The 13,941-nt window shown below is 70.1% G+C and carries 10 protein-coding genes; 3 read left to right on the top strand and 7 right to left on the bottom strand.

Going from position 1 to position 13,941, the window contains the following annotated elements; all coding sequences use genetic code 11:
* Position 1: 1 nt before the first annotated feature.
* Genes glgB through ACF3NH_RS13105 form a run of 3 tightly spaced genes read right to left on the bottom strand, consistent with a single transcriptional unit; the run spans position 2 to position 8,723 of the window.
* Positions 2-2,164 (bottom strand): 1,4-alpha-glucan branching protein GlgB, encoded by a 2,163-nt coding sequence (gene glgB, locus ACF3NH_RS13095; protein ID WP_422923378.1) that lies wholly within the window; start codon positions 2,162-2,164, stop codon positions 2-4.
* On the bottom strand, positions 2,157-5,450 hold the full coding sequence (gene treS / locus ACF3NH_RS13100) for a maltose alpha-D-glucosyltransferase (RefSeq protein WP_422923380.1): 3,294 nt from the start codon (positions 5,448-5,450) through the stop codon (positions 2,157-2,159). The genes glgB and treS overlap by 8 nt, the downstream gene beginning before the upstream one ends.
* Positions 5,451-5,453: 3 nt before the next feature.
* Entirely contained in the window at positions 5,454-8,723 is a 3,270-nt protein-coding gene (locus ACF3NH_RS13105) for a maltotransferase domain-containing protein (RefSeq protein ID WP_422923382.1), read from the bottom strand.
* Positions 8,724-8,987: 264 nt separating this feature from the next.
* Between ACF3NH_RS13105 and egtB the strand changes: the two genes are divergently transcribed.
* On the top strand, positions 8,988-10,181 hold the full coding sequence (gene egtB, locus ACF3NH_RS13110; protein WP_422923384.1) for an ergothioneine biosynthesis protein EgtB: 1,194 nt from the start codon (positions 8,988-8,990) through the stop codon (positions 10,179-10,181).
* Positions 10,182-10,185: 4 nt separating this feature from the next.
* Complete coding sequence (gene egtD, locus ACF3NH_RS13115; RefSeq protein WP_422923386.1) at positions 10,186-11,124, top strand: L-histidine N(alpha)-methyltransferase; 939 nt, start codon at positions 10,186-10,188, stop codon at positions 11,122-11,124.
* Between the two features lie 63 nt (positions 11,125-11,187).
* On the opposite strand, the gene ACF3NH_RS13120 is transcribed toward egtD, so the two are convergent.
* The 4 genes from ACF3NH_RS13120 to ACF3NH_RS13135 all read right to left on the bottom strand — a co-directional run bounded on the left by ACF3NH_RS13120 (position 11,188) and on the right by ACF3NH_RS13135 (position 13,167).
* Entirely contained in the window at positions 11,188-11,817 is a 630-nt protein-coding gene (locus ACF3NH_RS13120; protein ID WP_422923388.1) for a PA2169 family four-helix-bundle protein, read from the bottom strand.
* Positions 11,818-11,860: 43 nt separating this feature from the next.
* Positions 11,861-12,154: a hypothetical protein gene (locus ACF3NH_RS13125; RefSeq protein ID WP_422923390.1), complete on the bottom strand. Its 294-nt coding sequence runs from the start codon at positions 12,152-12,154 to the stop codon at positions 11,861-11,863.
* A 308-nt stretch (positions 12,155-12,462) separates the two neighbouring features.
* Positions 12,463-12,750, bottom strand: a complete 288-nt coding sequence (locus tag ACF3NH_RS13130) for a con-10 family general stress protein (RefSeq protein ID WP_232477267.1) — start codon at positions 12,748-12,750, stop codon at positions 12,463-12,465.
* A gap of 213 nt (positions 12,751-12,963) precedes the next feature.
* Complete coding sequence (locus ACF3NH_RS13135) at positions 12,964-13,167, bottom strand: hypothetical protein (protein WP_198367370.1); 204 nt, start codon at positions 13,165-13,167, stop codon at positions 12,964-12,966.
* 193 nt (positions 13,168-13,360) lie between these two features.
* Between ACF3NH_RS13135 and ACF3NH_RS13140 the strand changes: the two genes are divergently transcribed.
* The gene (locus tag ACF3NH_RS13140) at positions 13,361-13,801 is read left to right on the top strand and encodes a PRC-barrel domain-containing protein (RefSeq protein ID WP_198367369.1); all 441 of its coding nucleotides are present in this window, start codon (positions 13,361-13,363) and stop codon (positions 13,799-13,801) included.
* Positions 13,802-13,941 lie beyond the last annotated feature (140 nt).

The following is a 13,941-nucleotide window of genomic DNA, read 5'->3' on the forward strand; positions in this document are numbered from 1 at the left end:
TTCAACGCTCCATCGGTGTCAGCACCAGGGTGGACAGGCCGGGAAGCTCGAGCGCCAGGCTGTGGTCCAGCCCGTGGCAGGGTTCCGCGGTTGCGTGAACCATGCCGCCATTCCCGCCATTCGCGCCACCATAAACAGCCGCGTCGGAGTTGAAGACCTCCGCCCAGGCGCCGCCAAGGGGAGCCCCCAGGCGGTATCCCTGGCGTGGCACGGGCGTGAAGTTGCAGACGACCAGCATCGGCGCGCTGCCCTCGGGGCCGAGGCGCAGGAAGGCGAAGACGCTGTTCTGACTGTCGTCTAGCACCACCCAGCGGAAGCCCGCCGGGTCGCAATCCAGCGCGTGCAGGGCGGGATGCTCCCGGTAGAGACCGTTGAGGTCGCGCACCAGCCGCTGCAGCCCGGCATGGCGGGGCTCGTCCAGCAGGTGCCAGTCGAGCGAGGTGTCGTGGTTCCACTCCCGCCACTGGCCGAACTCGCCGCCCATGAACAGCAGCTTCTTGCCCGGGTGGGTCCACATGAAGGACAGGTAGGCCCGCAGGTTGGCGAATTTCTGCCAGTCGTCGCCGGGCATCTTGCGGATCAGCGAACCCTTCCCGTGCACCACCTCGTCATGCGAGAGCGGCAGCATGAAGCGTTCGGAATAGGCATAGACGATGCCGAAGGTCATGCCGCCATGCTGGTACTGCCGGTAGACCGGATCCTGCTCCATGTAGTGGAGCGTGTCGTGCATCCAGCCCATGTTCCACTTGAAGTCGAAGCCCAGTCCGCCGTCGCGGGCCTTGCGCGTGACCCCGGGGAAGGCGGTGGATTCCTCGGCGATCAGCAGCTTGCCGGGACAGCGCTCGGCGATGATCGCCGACAGTTCCTGCAGGAAGGAGATCGATTCCAGGTTCTCGCGCCCGCCATGGATGTTCGGGACCCACTCACCCTGCGCCCGGCTGTAGTCGCGGTAGAGCATGGAGGCCACGGCATCGACGCGCAGGGCATCGATGCCATAGGTCTCCAGCCAGTGCAGTGCGCTGCCGATCAGGAAGTTCCGCACCTCCCGCCGGCCGAGGTTGTAGATCAGCGTGTTCCAGTCCTGGTGGAAGCCCTCGCGCGGGTCGGCATGCTCGTAGAGCGCGGTGCCGTCGAAATGCGCCATGCCGTGCGCGTCGGTCGGGAAATGCGCCGGCACCCAGTCCAGGATGACGCCAAGCCCCGCCTCATGGCAGCGCTCGACGAGCCGTGCGAAATGCTCCGGCGGACCGAAGGGCGCGTGCGGCGCATACTGGCCCAGCGGCTGATAGCCCCAGGAGCCGCCGAAGGGGTGCGACATGATCGGCAGGAACTCGACATGGGTGAAGCCCATGCCGGTGACGTAGGGGATCAGCCGGTCGCCCAGCTCCTCCCAGCCCAGCTCGCGGTTGCCGTCGCCGCGCATCCACGAGCCGGCATGCACCTCGTAGACCGAGATCGGCAGGTCGGCCGGGTCCTGCTGCGGAGGCGGGGTGCGCAGGGCGCAGATCGCGCCGGTATCGGCGACGATCGAGCCGGTGGCCGGCGGCGCCTCGGTGCGCCAGGCCACAGGATCGGCCTTCAGCGGCAGCACGCTGCCATTGGGGTCCAGCAGCTCGTACTTGTAGATGGCGCCCGGCTCCAGGCGCGGGATGAAGATCTCCCAGACGCCGGCCTCATGCCGTAGGCGCATGGGATGGCGCCGCCCGTCCCAGCTGTTGAACGTGCCCACGACGGAGACCCGGCGCGCGTTCGGGGCCCAGACGGCGAAGCGCACGCCCGGCACGCCCTCGATCACCGTCGGGTGGGCACCCAGGCAGTGACCGATATCGCGATGCGCGCCTTCGCTCAGCAGATGCAGGTCAAGCTCGCCGAGGAGGGGAGGGAAGGCATAGGGGTCCTCCGTGACCTGCACGGCCTCGCGCCACTGGATCCGCAGGCGGTAGGACCCTGCCGGGCAACGGCCCTCGAACAGACCCTCCGCCACCGGATGCAGGGACACCGCCTCGCCCTCGCCCTCCGCCGTCACGGCCAGCGCCCCGGGGAGAAGGACGCGCAGGATGCGGCCGGAGGCCGTGTCATGGGGGCCGAGCACGGCGAAGGGATCGCCGTGCCGGCCGTCCAGCAGGGCACGCAGGGCGTCGGGATGAAGGTCCGTCTCAGTCATGCGGCGCATCCTTTCCCGTCAGCCGGGTCATCATGTCGTTCATCCCGCGCATCGGGATGGGGAGCCAGCCAGGGCGGTTGGCGGCCTCGTAGCAGACCTCGTAGGCCGCCTTCTCGAGCAGGAAGAGGTCGAGCAGCGCCGCCTCCGCTTCCGGCGCCACCCAGGGGCGGGGTGTCTTCGCATGCACCGCGCGGTAGGCGTCGAGGAAGGCCGCCGCGGCGCGGTTGCGGAAGACCTCCAGCAAGGCGCCATGGCGCCCCGCGCTCTCGTCCGTCGCCGTGCCGTGGTTCGGCTGCGCCGTGGCGACGACATAGTCGAAGGACCGCAGCAGGCCCGCCACGTCGCGCAGCGGCGAGGTCTTGGCGCGGCGCTGCTCCAGCGACTTGGCCGGTTCACCCTCGAAGTCGATGATGCAGGCATCGCCCTGCGTCACCAGCACCTGGCCGAGATGGAAGTCGCCATGGATGCGCGTCTTCAGCGCCCCGTCGGCGGCGGCGGCCAGCCGATCCACCGCGGCCAGGATCTCCGACCGGGCACCCGTCAGGCGGGCGGCGATCTCCGCGTCCTCGGGCTTGTCCCACGTCCGCGCGCCGCCGATCGCCTTCAGCGCCGCCTCGACCTGGCTCCGCGCCCCCCGCGCCCAGGCCTTGCCATCCTTCTCGCCGGCGACTTCCGGGCGGAAGGCCTCGTTCTCGCTGTCCTGCGCGAGCAGGGCGTGCATCTCGGCCAGGCGCCGGCCGAGCGCCGCGGCGAAGGAGGTGTAGCCGGCGAAGACCTCGTCCTGCTCGCCGATCGTCACCTCCGTCAGCGCCATCTCGCTGATGGCGCGGTTGAGGAACTCGATGGTCCATCCCCAGCCATCGCCCTGGTTGCGCACGAAGCCCTGCACCACGACCAGGGTGCGCGGCACGCCATCCGGCGTCACCCGCACCACCTCGCCCAGGAGCGGCGCGGTCTGCGCGAAGCCGAGCTCGGTCAGGTGGCGCGTCATCTCCGTCTCGGGACTGATGCCCTCGGTGATGCGGCGGACCAGCTTGAGCGCCGCCTGATCGCCGATGATGAGCGAGGAGTTGGACTGCTCCGAGGAGAGGCGGCGGATCTCGGCGTCGGGCGGGATGGCGGCGAGATCGAAGAGCGAGGTCGGCAGGAAGCGGATCTCGCCTTCCTGCAGCGGCATCACCGCCTTCTCCGCCAGGCCGCGCAGCACGCCCCAGGGCAGCGCGTCCAGCGCGAAGGCATCGGTCAGCACGCCGACGCGCCGGCCGCGGCGGACGCGGGCCAGGGCGAGCTGCTGCGTCAGCACGGGAAGGTTCTGATCCTCCCAGGCGATGCCGAGCGGCAGCTGGTAGCGCGCCATGCCGGCCTCCTCGGCCACCTCGACCTCGGCCAGCAGCACCTCCACCGTGCGGCCGGCCAGGGCCTCGGCGAAGGCCAGGTGCGGCTCGATCCTGGGCCCGTTCTTGCCGGCGAACCAGCGCCGCTTGGCGAGGTATTGCGGCAGCGCCTCCTGCTCCAGGATCCGACGAGGAGCGGGAGCCAGGGCCTCGGCCAGACCGCCACGCAGGACCAGCGTGGACAGCTCGGTCATGACCTCGGGCGCGGGCGCGTGCCAGCTCGGCATGGCGGCCTCCGTTGCCAGGATGAACCAGTAGAAGCCGTAGGGCGGCAGGGTGAGCAGGTAGGTGAGCTGGCCGATGGGCGGGAAGGTCGAGCCGCCCACCAGTTCCACCGGCACGCGGCCGGCATAGGCGGAGAGGTCGAGTTCCACCGCCTGGGCCGTGCGGGAGAGGTTGCAGACGCAGAGGATGGTTTCGCCGTCATGCTCGCGGAGATAGGCGAGGATCTTGCGGTTGCCGGGATAGAGATAGCCGAAGCTGCCGCGGCCGAAGGCCCGGTGGCGGCGGCGCACCGTCAGCATGCGCCGCGTCCAGTTCAGCAGCGAGTGCGGGTCGGCCGACTGCGCCTCGACATTCACCGCCTCATAGCCATAGACCGGGTCCATGATGACCGGCAGAACCAGGCTGGCGGGATTGGCGCGCGAGAAGCCGCCGTTGCGGTCGGGCGACCACTGCATCGGCGTGCGCACGCCGTCGCGGTCGCCGAGATGGATGTTGTCGCCCATGCCGATCTCGTCGCCATAGTACATCACCGGCGTGCCAGGCATGGAGAGCAGCAGCGAGTTCATCAGCTCGATGCGGCGCCGGTCATGCTCCAGCAACGGCGAGAGACGGCGGCGAATGCCGAGATTGATTCGCGCCCGCCGGTCGGAGGCATAGGTCTCCCAGAGGTAGTCCCGCTCCTTGTCGGTCACCATCTCCAGCGTCAGCTCGTCGTGGTTGCGCAGGAAGATCGCCCATTGGCAGTTCTCGGGAATGTCCGGGGTCTGCCGCAGGATGTCGGTGATCGGGAAGCGGTCCTCCTGCGCCATCGCCATGTACATGCGGGGCATCAGCGGAAAGTGGAAGGCCATGTGGCATTCGTCGCCATCGCCGAAGTACTGCTGCGTGTCCTCCGGCCACTGGTTGGCCTCGGCCAGCAGCATGCGGCCGGGCGCGTGCTCGTCCAGCGCGGCGCGGATCTGCTTCAGGACGACATGCGTCTCCGGCAGGTTCTCGTTGTTGGTGCCGTCGCGCTCGATCAGGTAGGGGATGGCGTCCAGCCGCAGCCCGTCGACCCCGGCATCGAGCCAGAAGCGCATGACGGAGAGCACCTCCTTCATCACCTGCGGATTGTCGAAGTTCAGGTCGGGCTGATGGCTGTAGAAACGGTGCCAGAAATAGGCACCGGCCACCGGATCCCAGGTCCAGTTCGACTTTTCCGTGTCGAGGAAGATGATGCGGGTGCCGTCGTACTTCTTGTCGGTGTCCGACCAGACGTAATAGTTGCGGTGCGCCGATCCCGGCTTGGCGCGGCGGGCGCGCTGGAACCAGGGATGCTGGTCCGAGGTGTGGTTGATGACCAGCTCGGTGATGACGCGCATGCCCCGTGCATGCACTTCCTCGATGAAGCGGCGGATGTCGCGCATCGTGCCGTATTCGGGGTGCACCGCCTTGTACTCGGCGATGTCGTAGCCGTCGTCGCGCCGGGGCGAAGGATAGAAGGGCAGCAGCCAGATGGCATCCACACCGAGGGCTGCGATGTAGTCCAGCTTCGCGATCAGGCCCGGAAGGTCCCCGACCCCGTCATTGTTGGAGTCGAAGAAGGACTTGATGTGCAGCTGGTAGATCACCGCATCCTTGTACCAGAGCGGGTCCGCCGGATGGTGCGGCTTGTCGTTGGACGGCATGGATCAGGCCTTGTCGGCGGCGCTCAGGCGCCAGATGGCGAAGGGCAGGGCGTGCGGGTCGAGGCGGAGGAAGCGGTGGGTCCCGCTCCAGACCTCGCTGCCGCCCTGCATCAGGTTCTCGGCGAGCAGGGCCGCGCCCGAAGGCAGCCCCATCACCCATTGCGGCAGCTCCACATGGCTCTCCAACGGCTGATGGGGGTCCATCGAGACCGCCACGAGAACCACGTTGGAAAGGTCGGGCGTCGCTTTCACATAGTACAGGATGCCTTCGTGATTCGAGGCCAGGAAGGTCACGCCGAGATGCGTCTGCAGCGCCGGGTTGGCGCGCCGGATGCGGTTCAGGGCGGTGATCTCGCGGGTGATGTTGCCCGGCCGGTCGTAGTCCCAGACCTTGATCTCGTATTTCTCGCTGTCGAGGTACTCCTCCTTGCCGGGCTTCACGGGCCGGGCCTCGCAGAGCTCAAAGCCGTTGTAGACACCCCACAGTCCCGAAAGCGTCGCCGCCAGCGCGGCGCGGATCAGATGCCCCGGTCGGCCCGAATGCTGCAGGAAGACCGGGTTGATGTCCGGCGTGTTGACGAAGAAATGCGGGCGGAAGAAGTCGCGCTGCGGCGCCTCGTTCAGCTCCTCCAGGTACTGGCGCATCTCCCAGGCCGAGTTGCGCCAGGTGAAGTAGGTGTAGGACTGCGAATAGCCGACCTTGGCCAGGCGGTACATCACCTTGGGGCGTGTGAAGGCCTCGGAGAGGAAGACCACCTCGGGGTCGCGCGACCGCACCTCGGCGATCATCCACTCCCAGAAGGGCAGGGGCTTGGTGTGCGGGTTGTCGACGCGGAACAGCTTGACGCCCTCCGCCACCCAGAACAGCACGACGTCGCGCAGCGTGATCCATAGCGAGGGAATGGCGCCGGGCTTGTAGAAATCGACGTTGACGATGTCCTCGTACTTCTTCGGCGGGTTCTCGGCGTAGCGGATCGAGCCGTCCGGCCGCCACTCGAACCACTCGGGATGCTCGCGCAGCCAGGGATGGTCGGGCGAGCACTGGATGGCGAAGTCGAGCGCCAGCTCCAGCTCGTGCTCGGCCGCCGCGGCCCTGAGGCGGCGGAAATCCTCCAGGGTGCCGAGCTCGGGATGCACCGCGTCATGCCCTCCCTCCTCCGAGCCGATGGCATAGGGGCTGCCTGGATCGTCCGGGCCGGGAGTCAGCGTGTTGTTGCGCCCCTTGCGGTTCTTCTTTCCGATCGGATGGATCGGCGGGAAGTAGAGGACGTCGAAGCCCATGTCGCGGACGCGCGGCAGGGCGCGAATGACGTCGTCGAAGGTGCCGTGGCGCGTCGCGTCGCCGCTCTGCGAACGCGGGAAGATCTCGTACCAGGAGGAGAAGCCCGCCGCCCGCCGCTCGGCGTCGAGCGGCACGGGCGTGTGGCGCAGGCGATGGTCGCGCGGATCGGCCGCGTGCATCAGCGCCCGCGCCTCCGCGCCGGTGAAGAGCGTCACCGCCTCGGTGTCCTCCGCCGCGGCGATGCGCGCGGCGAGCGCCGCGAGAGCCTCCGCCGCCTCACCCTGCAGGCGCGGCTGCGCCGCCTCGAGCAGCGCCATGCCCTCGCGCCGCTCCAGCGCGACATCGACGCCCGCGGCGTGCTTCTTGCCGATCTCGTCGGAAAAGGCGGCGTAGTGATCGACCCAGGCCTCGACCGTGAAGAAATAGCGGCCGACCCGGTCCGGCACGAATGTCGCGGTCCAGACGTCGTTGACCGTCAGGACCAGCGGCACCTCCTGCCACTCCGCCCCGTCGGCCGCGCGCCAGAACAGGCTGGCCGAGAGCTTGCCGTGTCCGTCGGTGAAGATATCGGCCGTCACCGTGACGGGCTGCCCCACGCTGCGCTTGACCGGGAAGCGCCCGCCATCCACCGCCGGCAGGACATTCTCGATGGCGATGCGCGGCGCCTCGGCCGCGGCCAGGGCGGATTGCGTGCTGTCGCCGATCGGCAAACGCACCGGCGCGACATCATGGATCGGCATGCAGCGGACTTCTCCCGCGGCCAGGACAAGCTGGCCGGTCTCGTTCAGGACATCTTCCGGCAGACGGCCGGGGCGGGGCAACGCGCCCGTCAGCTGGCCGGCCCCCAGCCGGACCGGCTGGCGCAGGGAGGGGTTGGCCACCACCATGAGCCTGGCCTGCCGGGCGCGTTCCGGCCGCGGATCGCCGGCCAGCGGGGCGTGGCGCAGCAGCACCACGGGGGCGCCCGGCGCCGAGAGCAGGGCGGGCGGCAGCCGCGTGGCGGCGGCCGGCTCGCGGGCCCTCTCCACATTGGCGGCCGCCACGGCGGCGCGCAGGTCGATCCGGGGCGAAGCCAGCAGCTCGGCGAGATGCCGGGCCGCGCCGCCGTCATGGCGCATATGATGGATGTCGCCGCATTCGAAGCCCATCGGCATCAGCCAGGCGCTGCCCGCCCCGGCGGCGAAGTCCAGGGCCCGCCGCGCCGCCAGCTCCGCCTCGTGGCGATCGGCGAAGCGGCTGCCGATGCGGGGCGCGAAAGGCGCCTCGGGCATGGTCAGCAACGGCGCGATCCGCGCCAGTCGCGTAACCTCCTCGCCCCACCAGGCCGCGCGGAAGTCCCACCACGGTAGGGAGGAGACAGTCAGGTCGAAGCCGAGATCCTTCAGCCCCTCCACCTCGCCCACCGGCAGGCCGGGGGTCCAGGCGATGAAGCCCGTCGTCGGGGCCGATTGCCGCAGCGTGTCGATCAGCGATCGCCAGAACGCGCCACCTCCCCAGCCCGGCTGCAGACAGCGGAACCCGGCGACACCCGCCTCCGCCCAGTCCCGCAGCCGGTCCTGCCACCAGCCCGCCAGCTCGGGGGAGGGGCGCAGCCGCGCGCCGCCCAGCATGTCGGGCTCGCGGCGCGGATCGGGCGGCGCGCCGGCCTCCAGCCGCTCCGCCGCCAGGCCCTGGCGCAGCGCCGGGGCCTCGGCGGCCATGCGGTCGGGGACCAGGTCGAGCAGCAGGGAGAGGTTGTGGACGCCGGCCATCTCCGCCATGCGCCGCAGGGCCGGCAAGGCCTCGCCGCCGCCGAGGGCGGGATGCAGCCGGGCATGGTCCCGTGTCAGGAAGAGGTTGCCGGACGCGCCGGGCTCGAAGGGGGGCGCGATGGCCAGGCTGTCGAAGCCCAGATCGACGATCCGCCCAAGCGTCTCCGGCCATGCTTCCAGGGGGCCGGCGGCCAGCGGATTGAGGTAGTAGATGGCCTTGGGGAAAGCTGCTCCAGGCAAGGGCGGGTCCTCTTTGCCGGTTCTGGGGGCCGGCTCCGGGTTGCGGCACGCGGCCCGCATCCGGAGTGGCGCTGGCTCGAGGCGGCAACGTCAGGGTCGCATGCAAGTTTCGTGAAGCTTGGGCCGTGCCGCAAGGGCCTGGAAACCGCCCGGAAAGGGCTGCGTTAGCCCCCGGAGCACGAGAAACGAGCACGAGAAGAGGGGGGGGGAAGGAATGTCGACGAGCCCTGGACTGGTTCCGGCCCGATCCGGCCGGTGTCCGCCATGTTGACGCTCGAGGCGGAGGGCGTCGCGCTCGACCGGCGCTGGCGCGCGGTCCGCGACCACACCGAACGTCTCGCGGCCAGCCTCTCGGACGAGGACCAGTGCGTCCAGTCCATGCCCGATGCGAGCCCAGCCAAGTGGCACCGGGCCCATACCACCTGGTTCTTCGAGCAGTTCCTGCTGCAGCCGCACCTGCCGGGCTACGTGGTGTTCGACCGGCAGTTCTCCTTCCTCTTCAACAGCTACTACGAGCAGGTCGGTCCCCGGCATGCGCGCCCGCAGCGCGGCCTGCTGACCCGTCCGCCGACCGGCGCCGTCGCGGCCTACCGGGCGCATGTGGACGCGGCGATGGAGCGCCTCCTGGCGCGCGAGCCCTCGCCGGAGCTTCTGGAGATGGTGGAGCTCGGCCTGCAGCATGAGCAGCAGCACCAGGAGCTCCTGGTCACTGACATGCTGCACGCCTTCTCCTTCAATCCGCTGCGGCCCGCGCTGGCGCCGGACTGGCGGGAGCCGGCGCCGTTGTCCCGCGAGGCCGCCGCCATGCGGCCGCTGGAGGCGGGGATCATCCGCATCGGGGCGCTGAACACGGGCTTCGCCTTCGACAATGAGCGCCCGTGCCATGACGTGCTGCTCAACGGCTCGCGCATCGCCTCGCATCTCGTCAGCAACGCCGAATGGTGCGCCTTCATGGCGGAGGGGGGATACCGCAAGCCTCTGCTCTGGATGTCGGAAGGATGGGCGGCGGCGCAGCAGCAGGGCTGGGAGGCGCCGCTCTACTGGGAACGCCACGACGGCCACTGGCTGCAATTCACCCCCGCCGGCCTGCGGCCGCTCGATCCCCTGGCGCCGGTGCGTCACGTGAGCTGGTACGAGGCGGATGCCTTCGCCCGCTGGGCCGGCAAGCGTCTGCCCACCGAGCAGGAATGGGAAGGCGCGGCGCGGCGCGGCCTGCTGGAAGATGCGGGGCGCTTCGTCTGGGAGTGGACCGGCAGCGCCTACCGTCCCTATCCGGGGTTCCGCCCGCCGGAGGGGGCCGTCGGCGAGTACAATGGAAAGTTCATGATCAACACCATGGTGCTGCGGGGCGGCTCGCAGGCAACACCGCCCGGCCATGCGCGGCCCACCTACCGGAACTTCTTCCATCCCGACCGGCGCTGGCAGTTCACCGGCCTGCGCTTGGCAGAGGAGGGCTAGCCCGATGGATATGCCGACGAGCCAGACGCGCTTCGATCCGGCCACCGCCGAGGTGGCGCTGCGTGGGCTGCGCGCGCCCCGCAAGACGCTGCCGCCGCATCTCCTCTATGACCCCGAAGGCTGCCGCCTCTTCGATGCCATCACCACCCTGCCGGAATACTACGTCACCCGCACCGAGCTCGGCCTGCTGCGCGACATCGGCCCGGAGCTGCGCGCACGGATCGGGCCAGGCGCCGCGGTGGTCGAGTACGGCGCCGGATCGGTGACCAAGGCGGCGCTGCTGCTGGCGGCGCTGGAGCAGCCCCGCGCCTATGTGCCGCTCGACATCGCCGCGGGCGCGGTGGCCGCCACCGTGGCGGCGATGCAGTCCCGCTTCCCGGCGCTGGCGCTGCATCCGATCGTGGGCGACTTCCAGCAGCCGCTGGCCCTGCCGCCGCTGCCGCGGCCGCTGCTCGGCTTCTTCCCCGGCTCGACCATCGGCAATCTCGACCGCGAGGCGGCGTTGCGCTTCCTGCGAACGGCGCGGGCCACGCTGGGGGAGGGAGCGCGCTTCCTGCTCGGTGTCGATCTGCCGAAGTCGCCCGAGATCCTCATCCCCGCCTATGACGACGCCGCGGGCGTCACGGCCGCCTTCAACCTGAACCTGCTGCACCGCCTCAACCGGGAGGCCGCCGCCAGCTTCCAGCCCGGGCATTTCCGCCACCGGGCCATCTGGAACGCCGAGGACAGCCGGATCGAGATGCATCTGGAGAGCCAGGTGGCGCAGTCGGTGGCGGTGGCGGGCGTGCCGATCGCCTTCGGCGCGGGCGAGACCATCCACACCGAGAGCAGCTACAAGCGGCGGCCGGAGGACATGATCGCGCTGGCGAGCGAGGCGGGATGGCGGTCGGAGGCGGTCTGGACGGATGCCGGCGACCTGTTCTCGTTGCATCTCCTGGCCTGACACGCAAGGAGGGCGGCCGGCGATCCCGGCCACCCTCCTCCTTCTTCTCCATACCGGATCGCCTCAGCGGCGGCGGCTGCGGCCACCGGTCAGCAGGCGGGCCGTGAGGGCGGAGGCCGCCGTCACCAGAATGGCGGAGAGGATCGGATTGCTGGTCAGCGGCTGCGTCAGCCGGTTGAACCGGGCGATCAGACCATGGCCCTGCACCGCCGGTGCCGCCACCGTGCTGTCCTCATCCTCGTCGAGCATGGCGGCGTAGCGGTCGCGCGTGGCGCGGACCTGGCGGTGCTGGCGGTGCAGCAATCCGCGGGCTTCCTGAGGCAGATCGGCTTCCAGGGCCTCGTCATAGGCATCCTCGAGCGCCGCCTCGCCCCGCACCACCTCGCGCAGCACCCGACGGCGGCCCTGGCCGAAAAGGCTGCCCTTGAGGTCGAGGAAGACGCGATGCGCGGCGCCCAGCGTGCTGCCCGAGCGGCGCGGCTCGCCTCCTTCGAGGTGCAGCAGGCGGTCGAGATCCTGCGCCATCTTCTCCCGCCGCTCCGCCAGCTCCGCGAACTCGATGCGCAGGAAGCGGTCGGAGGTCAGCCGGCGGCCCTGATCGTAGCCCCGATGGCTGTCATGCAGATAGGCGCTCAGCGTCTTCAGGGCGGAGCTACCAGGCGAAGTCCGCTGGGGGGCGGTCAGGTCATTCATCTCTCGAACATCCTTCAACGGTGTATGGCCACCCCTTCCGCCGTCAGGCCTTGTTGGACGGCGGCGGCGGCTCGCATTCACCGGTCCCGTATTCGGTTTCCGGGAAATGCTTGCGCGCGCTGGGCGGGGTCGGCTGCGGCTGCGGGTCCTCCCGCGGCGGCGTCTCCGGCGGTGGCGGTTCGGGCGAGGGCGGGTCGATCGGCGGGCTCTCGGGCGGAGGCTGCGGCGAGGGCGCCTCCGGCGTCAGCTGGCTGCGCCGCGCCTCACCGGCGGAACCGGAAGCCGTGTTCGTGGCCTCACCCTGCGGTGGGCGAGGGGGGGTCAACTGATCGGACATGGTGTTCCTCCCGTTCCTGTTCCGGCCATCGCGGCCGATGGTCCGCCGCCGTCTCGCACTCAGGGCGCCCGATGTTCCGGGTCCGAGGCGGGGACGGGCGACGGAAGCGCCGGCCGGGGGCCGGTCTCTCCCGCCACCGGACGCCGCCTCAGCAACCGCTCCGCCAGTTCGGCGCGCAAGGCGGAGGAAAGGCTGTCCGGCACAGGCCGCTCAAGCCGGCTCGAGGGCTTCAGCCGCGGGCGGCCTGGTTTCAAGTTCAGCATGCTGTCGTCATCCAGAGGCGTGGCGGGAAGCTAGGCGGACTGGTGTCAGCCCTGCTCCTCCGCTTCGGCACCGCGGTTCGCGGCGCGGCCATGAGTCGCCTGTCCGCCCTTGCGTCCGGCGCTCGCCGCGAGGCTGCGGTCACGTGAGAAGGAACGGTCCCCCGCCTGCACGGCCTGTCCACCCTTGCGGCCCGCCTCGGCGGCGAGAGCCGGGTCCTGGGCGAAACTGCGCTTGGCCGCTGGAACGCTCTGCCCGCCCTTGGAGGCGATGTCGCGCTGCTTGGCCTGGTCCATCGAGGCAAAACCCTGCTTACCGCCCTTGCGCTGGGTCATCCCTGTGATCCTTCCCTGGTACGCCCGCCAGCGGCGAGCCTGGTTGCACCGGGCCTCACGGTCCTCGCCGGCGCCGCTCCCACCCGCTCAGCGAGCCCACGCGGGAGCGACGCCCGGCAACGCCGCGGGCACCTGTCGCAAAAACGCCCCGCCAGCGGCTTCGTTGCAGGTTTTCCCATTGATGCAACACGACATTCTCACGCCGGCCAAGCCTCAGCTCACCATGGCGGCGACGATGAACGCGACGATGACCAGGACGAGGGACGCCAGGAGAACCCAGCGCATACGGCCGAAGGTGACCCCCTGCCGTACCTTGGTGGTCGGGATCGGCTTCTCCGGCATGGGCGCCTCGTGATGCCCGGGCGGCGGCTCGATGACGCGTTCGCGGGCCGGGGTGTCGTCTCGGGCATCGGACATGGCGACTTCTCCTCGCTGTGGCAGGCCATCCTGGCAGTCGGATGCCGGTGGAGCCGGTGGTATGCAGATGGCATGCAGAGGGGAAACGCGGGGTGGCAGCAGAGTTGCATCCCGCGCGCGCCTGGAACCCCACGGCTTCGCCGGGAGTTATTTCCGCGAGGGCCGTTCCGGCCCGCAGCTGGAGGAGACCATCATGGCGGATCCGACCACCGACCCCACCGGCCCGTCCGCGCGACGGCATGACGAGATGGTCAACGAGATCGCCCCGGGCGGCAGCGCGCGGCTGATCTCCTCGGACCGGGTGGAAGGCACCGCGGTCTTCGATCCCTCCGGCAACCGGCTGGGGTCGATCGAGGCGCTGATGATCGACAAGGTCCGGGGGGTGGTCGAATACGCCGTCCTGTCCTTCGGCGGCTTCCTCGGTATCGGCAGCTCCCACTACCCTCTGCCCTGGGACCAGCTGCGCTACGACATCGGCCTCGGCGGCTATGTCGCCGATGTCAGCGCCGAGCAGCTCCAGCAGGCCCCGTCCTTCCGGCGGGAGGAGGCGGTCGACTGGTCCGACCAGCAATGGGGTGAGCGTGTGCGCGGCTTCTACGGCCCTTCCCCCTACGGCTCACGCGACGACGCCTGAGACGAGGCCGGACGGCCGGCGCCGTCCTCGCGACGCGCCGGCTGCCGGGAGAGTGGGCCGCGAGGCCCTGCGTCGTTGTCGTAACACTTGAATTCTCTGCTGCGGGGATGCCGTCGGCGACACTGCGTCGCCGGCGGCGC

Origin of the sequence: Pseudoroseomonas sp. WGS1072 (genome assembly GCF_049340465.1) — a bacterium.
GTDB lineage: Bacteria > Pseudomonadota > Alphaproteobacteria > Acetobacterales > Acetobacteraceae > Pseudoroseomonas.